Genomic DNA, 20,078 nt, shown 5'->3' with positions numbered 1-20,078 from the left:
CGTGCTAACGGAGCGTGCGCCATGCACGCCGTCACCTTCGACTTCGGACAAACCCTCGCCTCCCTCGACGCGGGCCTCACGGCCACGCGCCTCGCCGAGAGGAGCCTATCGTTCGACCCCCAACGAATCGAGGTCGCCCTCCCGGACGCATGGCGCGTCTACGATGACGCCATCCACCGCGGCCTCGGCGGTCACCCCTGGAAGATCTTCATGCGCGCGCTGCTCGAACGCGCGGCCTCGTCGCCGCTCGACGAGGAGGCGCTCGCAGGCGCGGTGGACTTCCTCTGGTCCGAGCAGCCGCGGAAAAACCTGTGGCGGCGCCCGATCCCCGGGATGCTGGAGCTCGCGGAAGATCTCTCCGACGCGGGCGTGCCCGTGGGCATCGTCTCGAACTCGGAGGGGCGGCTCGCCGAGCTCGTCGCGGAGCTCGGCTGGGACGATCGGTTCCTCGTGATCGCCGACAGCGGCCGGCTCGGCATGGACAAACCCGGCCGCGCGATCTTCGGCTGGACCGCCGAGCGGCTCGGCCGGCCGCTCGATCGCATCGTGCACATCGGCGACTCGCTCGCCGCCGACGTGGAGGGCGCGCTCGGCGCGGGGATGAGCGCGGTGTGGTTCGGCGGGGATCCGAAGCGCGCGCTCGGCGCGCGGGCGCGGGTCGCGAAGGACGCGGGTGAGGTGCGCAGGGCGCTCGTCGAGTTCGGCGTCGCGGCCGCGGCCGAGCGCGTGCCTACTCGAGCTTCGCTCCGGCCTGGATCCAAGCCGCGATCGACTTGATCTCGGCGTCCGTCAGCGGCTCGCCCGAGAGCGGCATGAGGCTCGTCATGTCCGCGCGCCCTTCGCAGTGCGGATCCACCTTGCAGAGCAGGTAACTCGCCGCCGGTTGTCCCGGCACCACGCGCTGCGCGCCCGTCTGCACGCTCGGCGCGTTGATCACGTTCGCGAGGAACGTCCCCGCGTTCGGCGACAGATCCAGATCCCCCGCCTTGTCCGTGCTGTCGTGGCACTTCGAGGTCGCGCAGCGCGAGCCCATGAGCGTGCGCACGCTCCCCCACGTGCCGGCCGTGTTCGGATCGGGCGCGTCGGGGTCGGGGGGGCAGTTGCCGTAGTCGATCGGGTCGAGGATCGACAGGTCACCGGGCTTCGTCTCCGGCTTCATGCCGCGAATCCAGCACCACACCGCGCGCGTCGAGAGCGCGGTCCACGAGCGCTGAAGGAGCGGCATGCGCGGGCCGAGCTCGTCCGAGAGCAGCCGCTTGTAGAGGTAGCTCCGCCCCGGATCGCCCGGCGCGACGAGCGACCACGGCGTCGCCGAGGGATGCGCGTTCCCGTTGCCGTTCGCGTCGCCGACGCGCACCCGATCGAGATCGGTCACGCGCACGTCGAGAAAACCTTTCAGCGCCGGCGGTGACGCGGCGAGGTTCACGATCACGCTCGTCGGCGAGCCTCCCGCCGTGAACGACGCGCCGTCGAGGGGCACGCTGAGCACCTCGGCGCCTGCGTCGTCGAGCCTGCGGACACGCGCGCCGTTCGCGTCGAGCGACGGCGGCGCCGAGGCGAGCCGCAGCTCCACGTTCGCCGGCGGGAACGGCGCGTTCTTGTCGATCACGACCTGCAAAATCTCCCGCTCTTGCCCGCCGATCACGAGTTTGTCCCCGGGGCGCTCGCACTCGTCGGGCACGAGGCTCGGCTCGGCCGCCGTGATCAGGCAGGGCGCGTTCACGAGCGCGAGCATGTCCTTCACGCCGCCGAGCTCGGGGTACTGCCGCGACGAATGGCACACGCCCTGGTTGAGCGAGCACGTCTGCGCGACGCCGAGCGCGTGCAGCGACGCGATGTTCGGGTAGATCGCCTCCGCCGGATCGTCGCTGCCGCCGACGCCGCCGCCGCTTCCACCGCTGCCGCCCGCGCCGCCGCTGCCGCCCGCGCCCGCGCCGCCGTTTCCGTTTCCGCCCGCGCCGCCGGTGAGGTCGACGTCCTCGTCGCTGCCGCACCCGACCGTCATCACCAGGGCGATCGAGAGTGCCCCGATCGCCCTGGTTGCCCGCGACAAACCCATCCCGGTCGTCCTTTCAACGTTTGGGGCGGCGCTCGGACGAGCCGAGCGACGCCCCAAACCCTTCCGTCACTGCTTCTTCGCGGTGATGGTACCCGGACCGCAGGTGATCGTGTACGGCGCGCCGATCTGCCCCGCGATGGACGAGACGTATCCGCACGTACCCTCGTACGAGATCTCCGGCGGCGTCAGCTTCGGCACGTCGGTCGCGTCCTTCGAGACGACACCGCCGAGCATGAACTGCGGCGCCGCGACGAGGACGCCGCAGAACGAGCGCAGCTTCGCGTCGAGGCCCGCGATGTTCGTGTCGTCGAGGCTCGTCTTCAGGAGCGCCTCGATCTGCGGCTTCTCCGTCACCGGCTCGACCCACGGCTCGCCGACGAGGCGATCCTTCAGCGCGATCACCGCGTCACCGACGGTCGAGCCCGGCGTCGTCTGGGCCCTCGACACGATCTTCGAGATGAAGTCGCTCCCGCCGAGCGCCTTGCACGCGCCGTACGACGCTTCCCACGAGAGCCTTCCCTGGAAGTCGAGCCCGCGGAAGCCCGGCTCCGCGTCCTTCAACGCGAAGCCGATGGCGAGCTGGAAGGCCTCTTCATCTTCGCTCTGCGGATACTCGCTGTAGCTCGGCCACTCCATGGCGCGATGCAGGCTGCGGCGCAGCGGGCGCGACGAGATCGCGAAGATGCCGTCGGCGGGGCTGTTGCCGCGCCGGCCGATGTCCTTGTCCGCGATCGTCCACGGATCGAAGACACGCGGCACCTCGTAGGCCGCGCTCCCGCAGCCCTCTTCCGGCGCCTTCAGGTTGAAGGCCGGGTGCGCGAGGATGTCGATGAGCAGCTCGCGCAGCGAGAAGTGCGACGCGACGAACTTCTCCGTGAGGCCCATCAAGATGTCGCGTTGCACCTCGGTGCGCGGGAAGTAGTTCGCGATCGTCAGCCGCGTGCCCATCACCTCGGACCACACGACGTCGACGATGTTCTGCGCGACCATGTACGCGAACGCCTCGTCCGGATCGGCGAGCTCGCCGCCGGGCAGACGCACGAGCCCGTGCGCCGCGAGACGATCGACGCCACGCTTGAGCGCGCGTTCGAGGTCCCACACGCTCGCGCGGCGGCCCTTGTTCGGCGCTTCGGGCGTCGAGCGGATCGAGCCGAAGTACGTGTCGACGCCGAGCGGATCGTCCTCCGTCGGCACGCGGAAGCTGCCGCACGCGTTGCCGCTCCAGCCGTAGGGCGGTGTCCCGCCGCCGTCGGCGACGCCCCAGTAGCGCAGCATCGACAGCGCGCGCATCTCGTCCGTGCCCTTCGTCTCCTGCTCCTCCTCGGGGTGCACGCCGGCCGAGTTTCCGTAGAGCGCGACCTCGAAGAGACCCGGCACGGGCCACGCCCGGTTCAGCGCCGGATCGTCGCTGTACGTCACGGAGAACTCGCTGTTGTGGCAGGTCAGACAAACCCGATCGCGATGGATGTAGGCGCGCTCGAAGATCGCGCCGAAGTTCTGCCGACGCGCGCGCTCCATCTCGTACTCGCCCACGTTCGCGCCCGAGTACGGCTGCGACATCATCGCGAAGAGGTTCGCGCGGTAGACGGGCGAGAGGTCGTCGAGCTCGATCGACGACGAGAGGAGCTGGTTCATCGTGAACCCGGGGCTCGGCGGGTTCTTCGTGTTCGCGTCGTTGTCGCGCACCCACGCGGCCAGGGTTCCGTTGTCGAACGCCGCGGCCGGCGGCGAGCCGTAGCACTGCTGCAGCGACTTCGTCTCGATGCGGTTCACGCGCAGCGTGTCCATGAAGAAGTCGCTCCACCGCTGCCGGAACGCGTCCTCGCGCATGAGCGCGCGGGCCACGATTTTCCGCGCGTTCACGAGGTCGTCGCCGTAGGGCGGCAGCGCGCCGCCGAGCTCGCCGAACTTGCCGGCGGCCTCCAGGTCCGCCTTGCGGATCGCCGTGATCGCGTCGGTGTACGCGTTCACCTCGGCCTGGCCCCACGGCTTGCGACCGCTCACCGCGACGATCGCGCGGCGCACCCACGCTTGATCACTCGCCTGGCATTCGGTCCACACGTGCTCGGGCGTGTGCGGCGTCGGGTCTCCACCCTCACCGCCGCTTCCGCCTGCGCCGGCGTCACCGCCTGCGCCACCGCTGCCGCCGCTGCCGCCGCTTCCGCCGACGCCGGGACCTGACGGCTCGGGCGGGTTCGTCCCGCCGCCGCTGCATGCGGGCGCTACGGCCATCGCGGCCGCGCACGTGATCGCCAGGGTGAGCGTCGAGAGCCCAGAGAAACGCCTGGTCTTCATGCCACCACCCCCAGTTGCCGCTGCTGCACGAGCTTCGCGGCCTCGATCTCCGTCGTCGCGCCCGGCACGTCGGAGACGTTGAAGCTCTCCTGCGCGAAGGGCCAGATACCCAGCGAAAGCAGCGCCGCCATGCGGTTCTCCTGCGGCGTCGACGCGATCGTCGCGCGCCCGTCCTCTCCGCACGCGCCGAACACGCCCTTGCCCGAGGGCCGCACCGGACCGCCGATGAACACCACCGGGAAGCCGTACGGCCAGTGATTTCGGCCTCCGCTGCCTTGCTTGTACGGCGTTCGCCCGAACTCCGTGGTCAGCACGATCAGCGTCTTGTCGAGGTCGAGCTTCGCCGGGTTGTTCTCGCCCGGCGCGTTCACCACCGACAGGAGCTGCCGCAGCGTGTGCGACAGGTTCCGCGCCTGCGTGAACGAGTTCTCGCCGTGCGTGTCGTACCCGCCGCCGCCGTCGGCCGTGAGCAGCCCTGTGTCGACGATGCACACGTACTTCGCGGGCACGGTCGGGTGCCGGAGCAGGTGCGCCGCGAGCTTCAGGTTCATCGTCATCGCGTCGGTGTTCGCGAAGTCGCCGCAGTTCGATCCGCTGACCTTGTTGAAGAACTGCGGCTCGAGCACGCCCGAGATCGCCTGCGCGTTGGCGATGGAGCTCGACGCGGCTTCGAGCTCGCCGAGGCGCGGCGCGCGCAGCGGATTGCCTTGTCCCCGGAAGCGCAGCCGCTCGTGGTACCGATCGATGTAGCCCTGCATCAGCGCGTCGTACTGCGCTCGGTTCTGCCCCACGGTCCCGCGGGCGAGCAGGCTCGTGAGGTCACCTGCTGCGTCGACCTTGATGGCGAGCGGGCGCGCTGCGCCGGGGTGCATTCCGATCGACACGACGCTGCGGATGTTGTCCGTCGGCAGCCCGTTCGCGCCGTTCGACATCAGCGCGTACGAGTAAGGCGCGCGACCCGGCTGGTTGAACCGTTCGAGGAAGTAACGCTGCACGTGCGCGCCGAGCCCCGAAAACGCCGGATGCCCGAGCCCGCGGCCGCCGAGCATCATCGGGATCGCGCCCTCGTGCGGCTCGAGGTCGTGCGCCGAGATGGAAACGCGCGTCCTCTCCATCACGTCGGGCCGTTCACGCAGGGGCATCACGAAGGGCCCGAGGTGCACCGTTTGGCCCATCGAGTCGGCTGCGAAGGGCTCGGTGAGCGGGCCCTGGAACGCACACTGATCCACGGCCGCCTGCACCTGACCGGAGTTCAGGTACGCGTACCACTGCGTCCCGCTCGCCTCTCCGAGCGAGGGAACGCAGTAAAACGACTCGTACTGGCTCACGCCGCCGTAAAGAAAGATCTCGAGGATGTTTTCGGCCTGCAGCTCGAGCGGCAGCATGGCGCCCTCGGCTTCCTTGGGAACCTCTCCGAACGCACGCGCTTGCCGCATGCCCCAGAGCGATACGCCCAGGCCGCTGGCCGCCGTCGCGGCGACGAGCCCTGCGCCCTTGAGAAAATCGCGACGCTTCACGTAAGCCTCCAAGTCATCGTGCCGGGACGAACCATGCCGCCCGGCACGCGTCTTACGTTCTCTCGCGCGGATCGGGTGGTCAATCAAGTTTTCAACGTCGAGCAGGGACGGTCGCGAAAACGGCTCAATTTGTGCCGAAACGTTACGCGTACGCCACCACGCATTCCGATGGGAACGTGAAATGCCACGCCCATTGAAGGTGCAAGGAGGCGATGATACGCGCCGCGGCATCCGGGAGAGGGATAACGAGTCCAGGACGACAACGTGCTCCGGCGCGGCGAGAGCGTGCTCGGCGGTCGCGGACGGCGCCGGTTCGTGGAAAATCGCGACCGACGGGAAGGGTTTGCATTGGCCATTCCTGGGGTCGCCTTGACGCACCCCGGCGTGCCTCCTAGCATCCGCGCCGATGCTCCGCGCCTTTTGGCCCTCGTCCCTCGCCCTCCTGCTCGTCGGCTGCGCCGGCGCCACGCCGCCGGCCGACGCGCCGCCGAACCCGGAGGCGAAAGCCCCGCCCGCCGAGGCGCCCCCCGCGCCCGAGGCCAAGGCCGAGCCCGCAAACAAGGAAACGAACGTGATCGGCGCGCTCGACGCCCCGGCGGGGAAGCTCGAGCCGGCCGAAATCCAGAAGGTCATCCGCGGCAACTTCAAAGCGCTCCGGGCTTGCTACGAGGCAGGCCTGCAAAAGAACCCGAACCTCGAAGGCCGCATCGCAGCCAAGTTCGTCATCGGCAAGGACGGCAAAGTCGCCTCCATCGGCGAGGAAACGCCGGCGACCCTGCCCGATCCGGACGTCGTCAAATGCGTCCTCGCGGCCGTCGAGACGTTGACGTTCCCCGCGCCCGAAGGCGGCGTGGTCAAGGTCGTCTATCCGCTCATGTTCTCCCCGGGCACCGGCGATGCAATGAGCAATTGCAAGAAGAGCGCCGAGGAGAAAGACGGCATTCGCACGGTCTCGATCGTCTGCGACAAGCAAACGCTCAAGGTCACGGACATGCCCGTGCGCGCCGTGGACGAGAAATTCGCCGACGCGATCCTGACCGGATTCGAGCAGCAATCGCCGAAGATGCGCAGGACGCGCGGCAAGCCGACGATCGCCGAAAAACCCGGATGGTCCACGGTCGTCGACGGACAAACCTGGGTCTCGACGTTGCTCGTCACCGAGGTGACCCCGGGCCGCGCGCTCGTCGTCTCCTGCCTCGACGAGACCGGCGGGGCGAGCTCCGGCCGGTGCGATACGCTGGTCGAGTTCATCGTCAAGCGCGAGGCCGCCGCGTCCGCCGCGCCCACGCCGTCCCCCTCCCCCACGCCCAAGCGTCCGCTGCCCACGGGCACGGCCACCGGCGGCGGCTTCTGACGTTTTTCCAGGGCTTGTCGTCTCGGGCTTGCCCCTGTATGCTCCGAGGCCATGTCCGCGCCGATCCGCGCTTCGCGCCGCCTGTTCTTTCTCGGCATCGCGGCCCTCGCCGTCGCTGCCGGCTGCAACCTGAAGACGCGTGGACCTGCGCTTCCGACCTCGGCCCCGGCGCCCGCATTCTCGCTCCCGTCACACACGGGCGAGACCGTCACCCTGGCGAGCCTCACCCAGAAAGGCCCCGCGGTCGTGGTGTTTTACCGCGGCCACTGGTGACCGTACTGTCGTAGCCAGCTCGGGGAGCTGGCAAGAATGAATGACCGATTCCGCAGGCTCGGCGTGGGCCTCGCGGCGATCAGCGTCGATACCGAGGAGGAATCGCGCGCGCTCGCCGAAAAACTCGACGTGCATTACCCGCTCTTGCGGGACGACGGCTTGAAGACCGCGCTCGCGTACGGCGTCGCCATGCAGGGCCAGGACATCGCGGTCCCTTCGACCTTCGTCATCCTGCCGGATGGTAGGATCTTCTTCCGGCAGATCGGCGAGAGCATGGCCGACCGACCGAGCACCGCCGAGCTGCTCGATATCGTCGACCGCGCGCTCGCCGAATCACGACGCGATTGAGCCGCCGCGCCTCCGCGCTCGAAACGCCGCGAGCACGCCGAGCAGGAACACGAAACCCGCGGCGCCCTCCTCGCCTCGCACCGCGCACCCGCCGCAGCCGCTCGGCGCATGCGCGGGCGCGACCGGCGTGGTCTCGGCGGGATCGGCGGTCGCGCTCGTCGGAGGCGTCTCGTCCCGGGGCGGGGTCGGCGTGAGGCCAGGCGGAAAGGGCCGCTTTCCATCGGCCGGGTAATCGACCGACACGCGCTTGCCGTCGTCCATGAAGTAGACGACCTTCGCGAGCTTGGCGACGAACACGCCGGCTTCGAGCTTCTCGACCCGGGCGACGTCGTGCATGCCCTTCACGGGCCAGCGGTCGGGCACGAAATGCTCCGGCCGGATCGTGAGCCCTGACGAAATGAGCCCCTTTCCCTCCGCGAAAAACGCTTCGAGGGCCGCACCCTCGAGCTTGCGCAGCGAAGACGCCTCGAAATCGGACTTTTTCATCGCATACACGACGGGCTGGACATACTTCCCCACCATCAGCGGCAACCCGCCGAGCACGCCGAGCTCGGGCATGGGCGCGCCGAAAGACGTCGTGTACGGGTGCGCAAGGAACACGTAGTCGGGGAACTGCGAGGCATTCTCCAGCTCGAACGTGTAGTCGACGCGCTTCTCCCCGGGGTTGATGAGGTCGGCCCGCGCCTCGCGGGAGATGAGGAGCCCAAGCGTTGCCAGAAAAAGAAGGGCGATACGTCGTGTCGTCACGGATGGGTGCTCTCCTCGGCCCATCCTACACGAAGGCCCCGCCACGTCCCCGGCCGAAAACTTGTCCCACGCCCCGCGTCCGTGAGACCCCCCTCCCCATCATGACGATCCCCCGCTCGCAGGCCGAGCTCGTCACGCTGCGCAAGCTCGCCCAGGATCTGGCCGCTGCGCGCAAGGAGCGCCCGACGAGCGTTCACCTCCTCGCCGCCATCGCTTCGCGTGATGGCCAGGCCGGCGAGCTGCTCCGCGAGCGGCGCCTCGAAGCGGATGCGCTCCTCAAGGCAGGTCGATCCTTCGACGAGGACACGCCCGATCCCCTCGCCCGCGCCGCCGTCGCGGCCCGCGAGCTCGGCAAACGCGCGCCTCTCGGCGAGCCGAACGCCCTGCACCTGCTCCTCGCCCTGCTCGCGGACCGCAGCTCCGCCGCCCACCGCGCCCTCGTGCAGGCCGGCGTGGATACGGGAAGGCTGCGCACGGCGGCCATGCAGCTCTCGCTCGGGGTCGTCGCGGCCCGGCGCATGACGCAAACGGCGGGCGGAAAGGCCACGGAGGCCGAGCCCCGGCCGGCGCCGCGTACGCCGACGCGGATCGACCTCGACAAACCCGCGCCGATGCCCCCGAAGCGGCCGACGGGCACGGGCGTGACGGTCCCGTTGTTCCCGCCGCCGGGTCGGCTCGGCCAGGAGCAACGTCCGCCCACGAAGACGCAAACGGTGCCGCAGGCGGCCACGCCCTCGCCGCCCCCGCCGCAGGCCATCACGACCGCGACGCCGATCCCGCTCCCCGCGCCTGCGCCCGCGAAGCCGGCCGAGAAGGACCGAAAAACCAAGGCGCGGGAAAACCCTGCCGCCGCCGGGCCCACGATCCCGGAAGGGCATCCGCTCGCGCTCGATCGGGCGAAGACGCCTGCGCTCGCGGCGCTCGGGAAAAACCTCACGCTCGCGGCTTGCCTCGGGGAAATCGATCCGGTGATCGGCCGCGACGCCGAGGTCGACGCGGCGCTCGACATCCTGGCCAAGAAAAACCAGAATAGCTGCCTGCTCGTCGGTCCGGCCGGCGTCGGAAAAACCTCGGTCGCGCGGGGCATCGCCGAGCGCCTCGCCCGCGAGGCCGATCGGGATCCGTCCGCGGCGCGGCTCTTCGTCGAGGTCGCGGTCTCCGAGCTCGTCGCCGGCACCGGCACGCGCGGCGCGCTCGCCGAGCGCATGAACGCCATTTTGCGAGAGATTCGCGAGGAGGGGCGCGCCGTCATCCTCTTCGTCGACGAGATCCACGAGCTCTTCTCCGGCGGCCTCGACGAGGCCACGGCCGAGATCAAGCTCGCCCTCGCCCGCGGCGACCTCCGCCTCGTCGGCGCCACGACGCCCGAGGAGCACCGGCGCACCTTCGAGCCCGACCCCGCCCTCGCGCGGCGCTTCTCCGTCGTCGAAATCGAGGAGCCGGACGAGGAATCGGCCTTCCTCCTCTGCAAACAGGTTTGTCAGGGCCTCGGCGCCCACCACGGGCTCGGATACACGGACGAATCGATCGCCTCCGCGGTCTCCTGGTCCGTACGTTATCTGCCGGGCCGCGCCTTGCCCGACAAGGCGATCGGCATCCTCGACCTCGCGGGCGCCCGCGCCCGCAGGCGCGCCGGAGCCGGAAAACTCCCGCCGGTCGGCCCGCCCGAGGTCGCCGAGGTCCTCGCGAGCCTCGCGGACATCCCCGAGGAGCGGCTGCTCGAGACCGATCGGGAGCGAATGCTCAATTTGGAAAAACTGCTCGCCGATCGGGTCGTCGGCCACACGGCGCCGCTCGCCCGCATTGCGAGGGTCCTCCGCCGCAATGCCGCGGGCATTCGCGCGGATCGGCCGCTCGGCACGTTCCTCCTGCTCGGCCCGACGGGCGTCGGCAAGACGGAGACCGCAAAGGCCATCGCCGAGGCGCTCTTCCATTCGGCCGACGCGATGACGCGGCTCGACCTCTCCGAGTACAGCGAGGCGCACGCGACGGCCCGGCTCATCGGCGCGCCGCCCGGGTACGTCGGGCACGAGGCCGGCGGTCAGCTCACGGAGGCCGTGCGCCGCCGCGCCTACCAGGTGATCTTGCTCGACGAGATCGAAAAAGCGCACCGCGACGTGCTCGAAACTTTCCTCCAGGTCTTCGACGAGGGCCGCATGACCGACGGCCGCGGCCGGCGGGTCGATTTCACGAACACGGTCATCGTGATGACCTCGAACCTCGGCGCGGCCGAGGCCGGGGCCCTGAAGAGCGAACGTTCGGTCGGGTTTTCCCGCGGCGCGACGCAGGTTTCACCGGACAAGCTCGAATCCACGATGCTCGCCGCCGCGCGCGGAGCCCTGCCGCCGGAGCTCTACAACCGCATCGACGAGGTGCTCGTCTTCGGCCCGCTCGGCAAGGCCGAGGTGAAGGAGGTCGCGCGGAGGTTGCTCGCGGGGCTCGGCCGCGGGCTCGAAGAAAAGGGCATCCGGCTCGACGTGGAGCCGGCCGTGCTCGACGTGCTCATCGCCGAGGGAGGCTTCGACGAAGGGCTCGGCGCGCGCCCGATGAAGCGCGCGATCATGCGCCACGTCGAGGCGCCGATCGCCGAGATGATCCTGCGCGGCGAGCTGCCTTCGGGCGCGGTCGCGCTGCTCTCGGTCGATCGAGGGCAGATCATCGTCGACGCCGTGGACGAGGCCGCCGCGGAGCTCGCGACGGGCGCTTGAGAAGCACGAAAGCCCTTCTCCCGCCGGGGAGAAGGGCTTTCCTGAGAAATTCGTTCGAAGACGAACGAATCGCCCCGCCGCTACACCCCGACGTCCTCGGACACCGGCAGCGACAACGGCGCCGTCGACGGGCTCGACGAAGCTTCCGGCCGCGGCGGCCGCTGGCGGCGTTCGCCGCGGCTCATCGCGCGGTCTTGACCTTCGTCCTTCGAGGCCTGCGCCTTCTTGTCCTTGTCGCCTTCGCCGGGCTTCTTGCGCAGGCTGATGCGGTCGGCCTCGCGCATGTTGAGGCAGGCGCGCAGGCCGTCCTTCAGCGTGCGGAGCGTCATGAGCCCGCCGAGGTGCACGCCGATCTCCACGAGCGTACGCGCCACGTCGGGACGCACGCCCGTGAGCACGCACTTCGCGCCGAGCAGCTTCGCCGCGTGCGTCAATCGCACGAGGTGCGCGGCCGTCATCGTGTCGACCACGTCGACGCCCGTCAGATCGATGATCACGTACTCCGCGCCGCGATCCGCGATCCGCTGCAAGAGCTTCTCGGTCATCTCGGCGGCGCGCGCGCTGTCGATCGCGCCGACGAGCGGCAACGTGAGCACGTCGTCCCACACGTCGATGATGGGCACGCTGAGCTCGCGGATCGCGATGCGCTGCCGCTCCACGGTGGCGAGCTGCTCCTCGAGATCGCGCCGCGACGCCTCGAGATCACTCATCGCCTTGTCGTGCTCTTCGCGGGTCTGCTTGAGCTCCCGCAAAAGCACGAGCAGGCTCTCTTCGAGCGCCCCGAAGCGGTCCTCTGTCAGCGCGCCGGAGAGCCCGATGGCCTCGTCGAAGGCCCCGACGGAAGCGAGCGAAAGCGCCTCCAGGACGCGCTCGATCCGCTTCCCCTCCACCACTACCGACTCGTCGGTTGTGTCCGTCATCCCCGATGGTCTCCGATGCGTCCCTCCTACATACGGGAAGATGCCCTCCAGCATCAAGTTCCACCTGAGCCGGCGGCGCGTGAAATTGTGCTTCCCCAGAATCCGCCGAGAACCGCGTCCCGGGAGGGCGGAAATCCGGCGAAAAACGGGAGGCAACGGCCGAAGCCACGGCACCCCCGGGCAGGTCTTCAGGGAAGCGGGAGCACCTTGACGTCGACCGTCGCATTGGCATCGGTCGACGTGAGGGTGACCGTGGCGTCGCCGGGCTTGCCCCCGACGAAGATGAACACGGAGCGCGGCACGTCGGCGGGATACCGCTGGTAGGCGTCGCCCGGCGCGAGCAGATCCACGAAGCCGGGCATGACGCGCACGACGTCCGGATCACTCGAGCTCATGGTCGCGTCCTCGCAGGGGCTGCCCTGGTAGGTGCACTCGATCGCGAGCGCGATGCCTTCCGAGAGGCGCACGTCCTTCGCGGCGTCGTCACACTCGGCGACCGCGGTCGGCGGCGCGACGGTGAGCGCGGTGAGCGTGGGTTCGCAGCCCGCGGCGAGCGCGGCGGCGGCGAGGAGCAGGAGGGCGGCGCGAGGGCTCACGGCTTCACCTCCAGCACGGTCAGCGCGACCGCGACCTCGATGTCGAGCGCCTTGACGGTGACGTTCGTCTCGCCCGCGGCCTTGGCGACGATACGCCGGCTGCCGGCCACGCCCTCGTCGAGCATCAGGACCACCGCAGGATCGGCTTCGAACTGCGCGTCGAGCTCACCGAGCAGCCGCTGCGGGCCGAGGTGCGGCGACGCGACGAGGGTGAGCTCGTCGCCGACGAGCATCTCCATCGCGGCGGGCAAAGGCGAGGTCTGGAGGCCTCCGGTGGTCACGCGGTGCAAACGCAACGCGTCCGCTTCCGCGACCCAGACGTGTAGAAAGTCGACGACAAGCTCACCCTCGGTTGTGATGAGCATCGAGGCGAGCCCGGGCGAAAGGGCGTGGATGCGGGCGTCGTCGATCTTGAAAACCGCCGGGTTTGCCGAGACGAACGAGAGCGGCGGCGTGGCCGCGCCCTCGGAGGTCACGGAGACCTGGATCGGCAAGGTGGCGCCCTTGGCGATGGGGGCGTCGATGCCGGCGACGGCGCAGACGAGCTCGCTCGGGGGGCAAGCCGCGGTCGTGTCGGTCTGGCCGAGCGCGCCGGACGAGCCCTGGGCACATCCGGTCGCGAGCGCGAGGAAAGGAAGCAAAAATCGGGTGAATGGCATGGCCCGTCGACCATAGCAACGGACATGCCCCTCACGAAATCGCGATCACGCTCGTGCTCGGCGGCCCGGAAGGCAGGGCACGAACGTCATGGCCGGCGCGGCGATTGCACAGCGAGGCGTGTTCGGGGGGAGTGGCCCCCGAAGCACGAAAGGGGAACCGGATGGCGACGTCGCTGCTCACGACGGTCGAGAATCGAACGAGCGTCGATACACTCGCTGAGGCCGTGCACCGGCCGGTCCAGGCGGTCCTGCAAAAACGCCCGGAGCTCCGGACGACGCTCGACGGGACGTGGCTCGGGCACCCGCTCCACGCGGCGCTCACCGATTTCCCGGTCGGCGCGTGGGCGACGGGGGTCGTCCTGGACATCGCCGGGCTCGGGCGGCGGAAGAAGTCGCTCGCAGACGCGGCCTTCACCGCGCACGCCTTCGGTCTAGCGGCCGCGGGCGTGGCGGCGATGGCGGGGCTCGCGGACTGGAGTTACCTCGACGGCAAACCGCGGCGCGTGGGCTTCGTGCACGCGGCGCTGAACACGATCGCGGCCAGCCTCTTCGGCATCTCGCTGCTCCTGCGCAAGAATGGGCGGCGCGGGGCGGGCATCGCCGCGTCCACGGCGGGTTTCGGCGTCGTGCTCGGCAGCGCGTGGCTCGGCGGGGTCATGTCGTACCATTATGGGATCGGCGTGAGCCACCGGGCCTTCGAGCAAGGCGGGCCCTCGGGCTTCGTGCCGGTGCTGCGCAATGACGAGCTCGTCGAAGGGCAGCTCCGCCGCGTCGTGGCCGAGGGCGCGCCGATCCTGCTCGCCCGCGCGAACGGCCGCGTCCACGCGATCGGCGATACGTGCACGCACCTCGGCTGCTCGCTCAGCGCGGGCCGCCTCGACGGCGAGCGTGTCGTGTGCGCCTGTCACGGCTCGCAGTTCCGGCTGCGCGACGGCCGTGTGATGGTCGGCCCCGCGACCGACTCGGAGCCCCATTACGAGACGCGCGTGCGCGACGGCAAGATCGAGGTCCGGAAATCGGGCCTCAATGGTGCTTCGTAAAATTGCTCGAACCCATGTCCCAGCCGCAGCCGAGTTCGTCCGCCGCGGCTGGGCCTTTTGTTTGCATCGGATCGTCGGGGACGCCGCCTCGCGGCACGAATCGCCCACGGAGCAAGGAATGATCCGTACCGAAAGCGTGGCCGATCACCATCGAAAGGCCGCCGAGCACTTCGAGAACGCAGCCGTGCACCATCGAATGGCCGCGGAGCAGCACGAGCGGGGAAACGAGGCCGAGGCTATCCGGCACGCGATCGAGGCTCGGCGGTATCACGAACAGGGAATGCGGCACGAGCAGGAGGCCGAGAAGCGGCACGCCGCGTAAAACCAATCGCCCGAGGAGAACACCATGACATGGCCCCGATGGATCAATGTCGTACTCGGTATCTGGCTACTCATCGCCCCGGCGGTGCTCGGATACGTCGACGCCTACGCGGTGAACAATGACCGCCTGCTCGGCATCCTGATCGTGGCCTCGGCGATCGTGGCCCTCTGGGCGCCAAAAGCGCGTTTCGTGAACGTCGTGCTCGGCATGTGGCTGATCATCGCGCCGTTCGTCCTCGGTTACTTCGGCGGAAGGGCCATCGCGAACGACATCGTGGTCGGCATCGCCGTCGCGGTCTTCGCCTTCCTCCCGAGCCGACCCATCACGCGCACCACCACCACCACGACCACGGGACCCGGCGACCTGAGCTGACGCCGGACCGGCGGGGCGACACCCAGAACTTGGCCCGTGACCTCGCCCCGTGGGAGGTCACGGCCATGTCCATCCGTGTCGCCCGGCCTTGGCTCGTGGCCTCCGGCCTCGTCCTCGGCCTCGTCACGCGGCCTTCGTCCGCCCTCGGCTGGGTCGACGTGCACGTCGCGGGCGACGACGTCCGGGTCGACGTGAACAAGGACGGCTCGGCCCGCGTCGAGCACAAGATCACGCTGCGCGTCTCCGGCGGGCCGCTCAAATCGATCGACCTGAAAGGCGTCGACGCCGACGCCGTGCCCGAGCCCGACGGCTACGTGGTCCCGGGCCGCGACGCCGCCACGAACTCGCTCGCCTCGGCCGTACCCGTCACCACGGAAATGCTGCCGCCGCCGAGCCGCCCGCGCGAGGACGGCCAGCCGAGCCCCTCGGCCATGCGCATTCGCTTCGACGCGGACAAGGGTTTGTCGCGCGGCGTCTTCGTGGTGTTCGTCCGGTACCGCACCGAGCTCTTCCGCCGCGGCCTCGTGCAGCGCGACGGCTCCATGGCCCGGCTCCGCTGGACCGGGCTCGCGTGGGAAGACGGCTTCGACTCCGCGCGCGCCACCTTCGTCCTGCCCGCCGGCCCGACCGAGCCGCGCCCCGACGAGGCCGGCGTCGCCGCCGATCCCACGAGCGAATCCGCCGCGCCGCCCTCGGTCCTCTCCACTGTCCGCCGGGCCACGGGCCGCGACGAGCTCGAACTTTTGCGGCCGTACGCGCCGAAAGCCGAGCCCGTCACCTGGCTCGTCCGCTTCGACGCCCGCGCCCTCGACGTCACGACGCCGAAAGCCGAGCCCACCACCGCCGCGTCCCCGGTCCCGGCCGCGCTCGCACCGGATCGCCGCATGTTCGTGCTCCTCGGCGGGGGCCTCGCGTTTGTCCTGTACGCCCTGCTCGTCGCCTGGAAGACCCGCGAGGTCGAGCGCGCCGCGCGCGCGGCCGGCGCCGAGCCTCGTCCCTTGATTCCGGCCCCGCTCTTCGTGCGGGCGACGGGCGCGGGCCTCGCGCTCGTCGGGGGCCTCGCCTTGCAGCTCACCTTGTCCACGGGCACGGCGGGCGCGCTCCTCGTCGCGCTCGCCTCGGCGTTCGCCGCGTTCCGGGCCCCGCGCTGGATCCGCGCCTCCTCGCTGCGCGGCCCGGGCACGTGGCTACCCATCTCCGAGGAAGAGGCCTTCGCCCGCGCCGCGCGTCCCTCCGCGCAGGAAGGCCTGCTCGACGTCTCCACCCGCGCCGGAAAAGCCCTCTTCGCGCTCGGCCTGCTCCTCCTCGGCGCGGCCGTGTATTTCGTCTCGGCTACCTCGATGTACCACGCCGAGCTCTTCGCCTACGACGCCGTGGCCCTGCTCGCGCTCTTCTGCACGGGCCGGCTGGCGGAATTGCCGCCCGACCCGGTCGCCTCGGCCGCGCCGCTCCTGCGCGACGTCGCCAAGCGCGTCCGCAAAGCGACGAAAAAGGCCGGCGAAGAGGTCCGCATCGTCCCGCGCATCCGGGTGCCCGAGGGCAGCGCGAAGGCCGACGAGCTGCGGCTCGCCGTGGTCCCGCGCTCACCGCTCCCGGGTTTTTCCGGGCTCGAGGTCGGCGTCGTGCTCACGCCGGCCGCGGGCTCGACGTTGCGCTCGCCCGAGGTGCTGCTCCGCGTGACGACGGGAACGGCGTGCGAGGAGTCGGTGGAGGCGATCGCGCAGCAAGGCCGATCGCAGCGCGGAAAGCGGCCGACGGAACGGGCGATCACGCTCGTCCCGCGCTTGCCGACGGCGTGGATGACGGCCGACCTCGTCACGCGGCTCGTGGGCCTCTTGCGCGAGGGTCGCAAGGCGTCGGAGGAGCGGTCGGGCATTCGGCGGTCGGCCCAGGTCGTCGCGGCCTCCGAGGACGGTCGCGCGGCTTGACGCCGGGCAGGTTTTCCCGCTTCCTTCGAGGGCGCCCGTGACCGCCCCTTCCGAAAAATCCCCTCGCCTGTTCGCCCGGATCGCCGCCGCCGCGCTCCTGCTCGGCGTGCTCGGCTTCCTGGTGACCGCGCAAAGCAGCAGCTCGAACGCGCCAACACCCCCCGCCGGTTCCGCGGAAGCCCTGGTCCCCGCGCCGCCCGACGCGTTCGGCCCGGCCCCGGCGCCGCCCGATCCGGCGCTCGTCGCATTGCTGGACGGGCTCACGGTAGGGACCGAGGTGAATGGGTGGAAGGTGGTGAACTTCTACCCGACGAACGAATCCGTGGTCTGGGTGGAGCTGCAAAGAGGCGAGATCTTCTTCTCGGTGGGAATCGGCCCGAAAGGAACGGGCAAACCGCCGCCGCCGATCCAGACGGAGTCGTACGAGGTGGGCTACGGGATGCCGAGGCCGCGCGATGCGGTGATTCCGACGCAGGAGATGATGGCGGCGGCGGAGCAGGTGGCGGCGAGGATCCGGAAGCGGGAGAAAGAGGTCCCGAGGCCGAAGGGGCTCTGAAAAGGCCGCCTCAGCCCCCCTCCTCCCCCACGATCCCCGCAATGTCCCCCGGTAGCGGCGAGCTCGCCGTGAACGCCGGCACCTTCGCATCCCCGCCCCACGCGATCCGCGACGCATGCAATGCATGCCGCGAAAGCCCCGGCACGTTTTGCCCGCCGTAAAGCGTATCCCCCGCGAGCGGATGCCCGATCGCCGCGAAATGCGCCCGGATCTGATGCCGCGTCGCCTTCCCGGCCCGCGCCTCCACGAGCGCCCATTCTCCCCGCTCCGACAGCTTCCGGTACGTCGTGTGCGCCGGCCGCGGCGCATACCGCTCCACGTCGCGCGGGTGCACGCACGGATAGACCCGACGCCGATCCTTCGGGTGCGGCGCCAGCGGAATCTCGATCGTCCCCGTCTCCGGCAAATTTTTCGCCGCGCAGACCAGCAAATACCGTTTGTCGAGGCGCTCTTCCTTGATCGCCGCCGTCAGCACCTCGAACGCCTCCCGCGTCCGCGCCGCCAGCACGAGCCCGCTCGTCTCCGTGTCGAGCCGATGGCACAGCCCCGGCTCCCGCGCCGAAAAGCCGATCCCCGCGCACTCCGGGTACCGCGAAACGAGCGCGTTCGCGAGCGTCCCCCGCTCCCCCGGCTCGAGCGGCGCCGTCGGTTGCCCCGCAGGTTTGTCGAGGACGACCACCTGGCTCGTCTCGAACACCACCGTGAGCGGCGCCTCCGCGTCCGGCACTGCGCCGCCCGCGAGCGACGCCGGCTCGAGCTCGACCGAGACCACGTCCCCCGCGCGCGCCACGTCCCCCTTCGATACCCTGCGCCCGCGCTCGCCTCCGCCCTCGTGCAGCCGCACCTTGCCGGCCTCGAACAGCCGCTTCGCCCCCGCTCGCCCGAGCGTCGGCATCACCTCGAGCAGGAGCTTGTCCAAACGAACCCCCGCCTGCGCCTCGTTCACCGTGATCTTCATGGTCTTCCGTGATGTCCGCCGCCTGCGACGAACGCTCGCTGCTCTAGCGCAACGTCCCGCTCCACGATAGCCCCACGACGGGCGCGCGCCGATCTCCCACCTGGCTCTGCCCGATCACCCCGAAGACCGGCAGCGTCCCCGAGAGCTCTCCGTGCGCCTGCTTGCGCTGTTTCTCCGGCGCTTCCGCCTTCGGCTTCGTCATGAACCACCCGATCGCGGCCCCTGCGAGCGTCATGCCGCCCGTCATCCCGATCCAGACCCGCTGCTGCGTCTCGTTCGGCCCGTCGAGCAAAAGCGGGCTGCCGAGCGCCGCGCCGCCGAGCCCGCCGAGCAGCGCCCCGAGATCCAGCCCCACCACCCGGTTCGCCGGGGGCCGCCAGTGCACCGCCAGCGCCGCCGCCGCGAGCCAGCCGAGCCCCGCGCCGTACCCCATCCCCGTGATCGGGAAGCTGTCCACGTTGCCCCGCACGAGCCCCTCCGTCACGCCCCCGAGCACGAGCCCGAGCCCGCCGCCCGTATGCGCGAGCAGCGCCCCGCCCTCCGACATCCCGCGCAGCGCGAGCCCCAGCGTCGAGACCGCGAGCCCCGTCGTTCCCGCCACGAGCCCCGCCGTCCACTGCTCGCCCTCCGCCCACGCCGTGCCGAACCGGCCCGCGTAGATCAGGTGCCCCGCGATCGTCGGCCACCACGCGCCCGACGCGACGAACCACGCGGATCCGACGCTGACGTCCCACTCCTCCGCGGCGAGGACCGACATCACGAGCCCGCCGCCCGCGCCGACCGCGAGCAGCGGATACAAAAGCCGCGGATCCTCCGACCCGCTCGCCCGCTGGATCGAATACCCGAGCACCCCGCCGAAGAGCGTCGCGTTCACCGCGAGCGCCGTGCGTCCCGCGCTCTTCGCGGGGTACGTCAACGTCCCCTCGGGCGCGCGCCGCGGCTCGACGCGCCGCGCCGGCTGCGAGCGCAGCCCCATCACGAGATCCCTCAGCATCACGACCGCGCGCACCGAAAGCTCGTCGCGGCGCACCCGCTCGATCCGCACCCGAAGCTCGGGCGACGATGCCTCCGCGAGCACGATCCGAAGCTCGATCTCGCTGTCCCGCGCCTGCACGCTCGGCACGATCAGCGTGCCTCCGAGCGAGCTCGAGAGCGCCACGAGCTCGGCCTCGTCGTCGGGCGCCGCGCCTCGCTGATCGAGGTCCAGCACGAGCCCGAGATCCTGCGCCGCGTCCGCGAGCAGCGCGTCGAGCTGCCCCGCGATCGGCACGAGCTCCGCGCCTTCGCCCGGCTCGCCCGTGCTCCCCGGACGCCGCCGGATCTTCGTGGGAAACAGGACGGCGGAAGCGCGCGAGGGCTCCGCGCTCGCGCTCGCCGTGCCGTTCGTCCGCGGGGGCTCGGCCAAGGCGGGGCTCGCGGAGCTTAG

At 70.5% G+C, this 20,078-nt stretch carries 18 protein-coding genes and 1 pseudogene; 9 read left to right on the top strand and 10 right to left on the bottom strand.

Annotated features, from left to right (window positions below):
* Positions 1-21: 21 nt before the first annotated feature.
* Positions 22-777, top strand: coding sequence for an HAD family hydrolase (locus QHF84_RS35810; protein WP_281318018.1), 756 nt, complete (start codon positions 22-24; stop codon positions 775-777).
* Here the strand turns inward: QHF84_RS35810 and QHF84_RS35805 are convergent.
* The 3 genes from QHF84_RS35805 to QHF84_RS35795 all read right to left on the bottom strand — a co-directional run bounded on the left by QHF84_RS35805 (position 731) and on the right by QHF84_RS35795 (position 5,871).
* The gene (locus QHF84_RS35805; protein WP_281318017.1) at positions 731-2,059 is read right to left on the bottom strand and encodes a hypothetical protein; all 1,329 of its coding nucleotides are present in this window, start codon (positions 2,057-2,059) and stop codon (positions 731-733) included. The two genes, QHF84_RS35810 and QHF84_RS35805, sit on opposite strands and share 47 nt — an antisense overlap.
* 66 nt (positions 2,060-2,125) lie before the next feature.
* Complete coding sequence (locus QHF84_RS35800; protein ID WP_281318016.1) at positions 2,126-4,354, bottom strand: hypothetical protein; 2,229 nt, start codon at positions 4,352-4,354, stop codon at positions 2,126-2,128.
* On the bottom strand, positions 4,351-5,871 hold the full coding sequence (locus QHF84_RS35795; protein WP_281318015.1) for a DUF1501 domain-containing protein: 1,521 nt from the start codon (positions 5,869-5,871) through the stop codon (positions 4,351-4,353). Before QHF84_RS35795 ends, QHF84_RS35800 begins: the two co-directional genes overlap by 4 nt.
* Before the next feature lie 406 nt (positions 5,872-6,277).
* On the opposite strand from QHF84_RS35795, the gene QHF84_RS35790 reads away from it, so the two are divergent.
* The 3 genes and pseudogenes from QHF84_RS35790 to QHF84_RS50300 all read left to right on the top strand — a co-directional run.
* Positions 6,278-7,225 (top strand): AgmX/PglI C-terminal domain-containing protein, encoded by a 948-nt coding sequence (locus tag QHF84_RS35790; protein ID WP_281318014.1) that lies wholly within the window; start codon positions 6,278-6,280, stop codon positions 7,223-7,225.
* Positions 7,226-7,276: 51 nt separating this feature from the next.
* A complete protein-coding gene (locus tag QHF84_RS50305; RefSeq protein WP_348652911.1) occupies positions 7,277-7,498 on the top strand; it encodes a hypothetical protein in 222 nt (73 codons plus the stop codon).
* 12 nt (positions 7,499-7,510) lie between these two features.
* Positions 7,511-7,846, top strand: a pseudogene (locus tag QHF84_RS50300) (redoxin domain-containing protein); the annotation flags it as partial.
* On the opposite strand, the gene QHF84_RS35780 reads toward QHF84_RS50300, so the two are convergent.
* The gene (locus tag QHF84_RS35780; RefSeq protein ID WP_281318012.1) at positions 7,832-8,593 is read right to left on the bottom strand and encodes a hypothetical protein; all 762 of its coding nucleotides are present in this window, start codon (positions 8,591-8,593) and stop codon (positions 7,832-7,834) included. The pseudogene QHF84_RS50300 and the gene QHF84_RS35780 sit on opposite strands and share 15 nt — an antisense overlap.
* A 101-nt stretch (positions 8,594-8,694) precedes the next feature.
* Between QHF84_RS35780 and QHF84_RS35775 the strand changes: the two genes are divergently transcribed.
* Positions 8,695-11,301 (top strand): AAA family ATPase, encoded by a 2,607-nt coding sequence (locus tag QHF84_RS35775; RefSeq protein ID WP_281318011.1) that lies wholly within the window; start codon positions 8,695-8,697, stop codon positions 11,299-11,301.
* Between the two features lie 80 nt (positions 11,302-11,381).
* On the opposite strand, the gene QHF84_RS35770 is transcribed toward QHF84_RS35775, so the two are convergent.
* The 3 genes from QHF84_RS35770 to QHF84_RS35760 form a co-directional block, all read right to left on the bottom strand.
* Positions 11,382-12,221, bottom strand: coding sequence for an STAS domain-containing protein (locus tag QHF84_RS35770; RefSeq protein WP_281318010.1), 840 nt, complete (start codon positions 12,219-12,221; stop codon positions 11,382-11,384).
* 188 nt (positions 12,222-12,409) lie between these two features.
* Complete coding sequence (locus QHF84_RS35765) at positions 12,410-12,817, bottom strand: hypothetical protein (protein WP_281318009.1); 408 nt, start codon at positions 12,815-12,817, stop codon at positions 12,410-12,412.
* Positions 12,814-13,476 carry a hypothetical protein gene (locus QHF84_RS35760; RefSeq protein ID WP_281318008.1) on the bottom strand — a complete coding sequence of 221 codons (663 nt, stop codon included), beginning with the start codon at positions 13,474-13,476 and terminating at the stop codon, positions 12,814-12,816. The genes QHF84_RS35765 and QHF84_RS35760 overlap by 4 nt, the downstream gene beginning before the upstream one ends.
* Before the next feature lie 161 nt (positions 13,477-13,637).
* On the opposite strand from QHF84_RS35760, the gene QHF84_RS35755 reads away from it, so the two are divergent.
* A complete protein-coding gene (locus QHF84_RS35755; RefSeq protein ID WP_281318007.1) occupies positions 13,638-14,516 on the top strand; it encodes a Rieske 2Fe-2S domain-containing protein in 879 nt (292 codons plus the stop codon).
* On the opposite strand, the gene QHF84_RS35750 is transcribed toward QHF84_RS35755, so the two are convergent.
* The gene (locus tag QHF84_RS35750) at positions 14,500-14,829 is read right to left on the bottom strand and encodes a hypothetical protein (protein WP_281318006.1); all 330 of its coding nucleotides are present in this window, start codon (positions 14,827-14,829) and stop codon (positions 14,500-14,502) included. The genes QHF84_RS35755 and QHF84_RS35750 overlap by 17 nt on opposite strands.
* A 33-nt stretch (positions 14,830-14,862) precedes the next feature.
* Here QHF84_RS35750 and QHF84_RS35745 point away from each other — a divergent pair, with 33 nt between their 5' ends.
* The 3 genes from QHF84_RS35745 to QHF84_RS35735 all read left to right on the top strand — a co-directional run bounded on the left by QHF84_RS35745 (position 14,863) and on the right by QHF84_RS35735 (position 17,694).
* Positions 14,863-15,210: an SPW repeat protein gene (locus tag QHF84_RS35745; protein ID WP_281318005.1), complete on the top strand. Its 348-nt coding sequence runs from the start codon at positions 14,863-14,865 to the stop codon at positions 15,208-15,210.
* A gap of 65 nt (positions 15,211-15,275) precedes the next feature.
* Positions 15,276-17,138: a hypothetical protein gene (locus QHF84_RS35740; RefSeq protein ID WP_281318004.1), complete on the top strand. Its 1,863-nt coding sequence runs from the start codon at positions 15,276-15,278 to the stop codon at positions 17,136-17,138.
* 37 nt (positions 17,139-17,175) lie between these two features.
* Positions 17,176-17,694 carry a hypothetical protein gene (locus tag QHF84_RS35735; protein ID WP_281318003.1) on the top strand — a complete coding sequence of 173 codons (519 nt, stop codon included), beginning with the start codon at positions 17,176-17,178 and terminating at the stop codon, positions 17,692-17,694.
* A 10-nt stretch (positions 17,695-17,704) separates the two neighbouring features.
* On the opposite strand, the gene QHF84_RS35730 is transcribed toward QHF84_RS35735, so the two are convergent.
* Together QHF84_RS35730 and QHF84_RS35725 are read right to left on the bottom strand one after the other, a co-directional pair.
* Complete coding sequence (locus QHF84_RS35730) at positions 17,705-18,652, bottom strand: RluA family pseudouridine synthase (protein WP_281318002.1); 948 nt, start codon at positions 18,650-18,652, stop codon at positions 17,705-17,707.
* 43 nt (positions 18,653-18,695) lie between these two features.
* On the bottom strand, positions 18,696-20,057 hold the full coding sequence (locus tag QHF84_RS35725; RefSeq protein ID WP_281318001.1) for a hypothetical protein: 1,362 nt from the start codon (positions 20,055-20,057) through the stop codon (positions 18,696-18,698).
* Between the last annotated feature and the right edge of the window lie 21 nt (positions 20,058-20,078).

It is taken from the genome of Polyangium sp. y55x31, from assembly GCF_029946505.1.
Taxonomy (GTDB): domain Bacteria; phylum Myxococcota_A; class Polyangia; order Polyangiales; family Polyangiaceae; genus Polyangium.
This window is presented reverse-complemented; position numbering and strand designations above follow the sequence as displayed.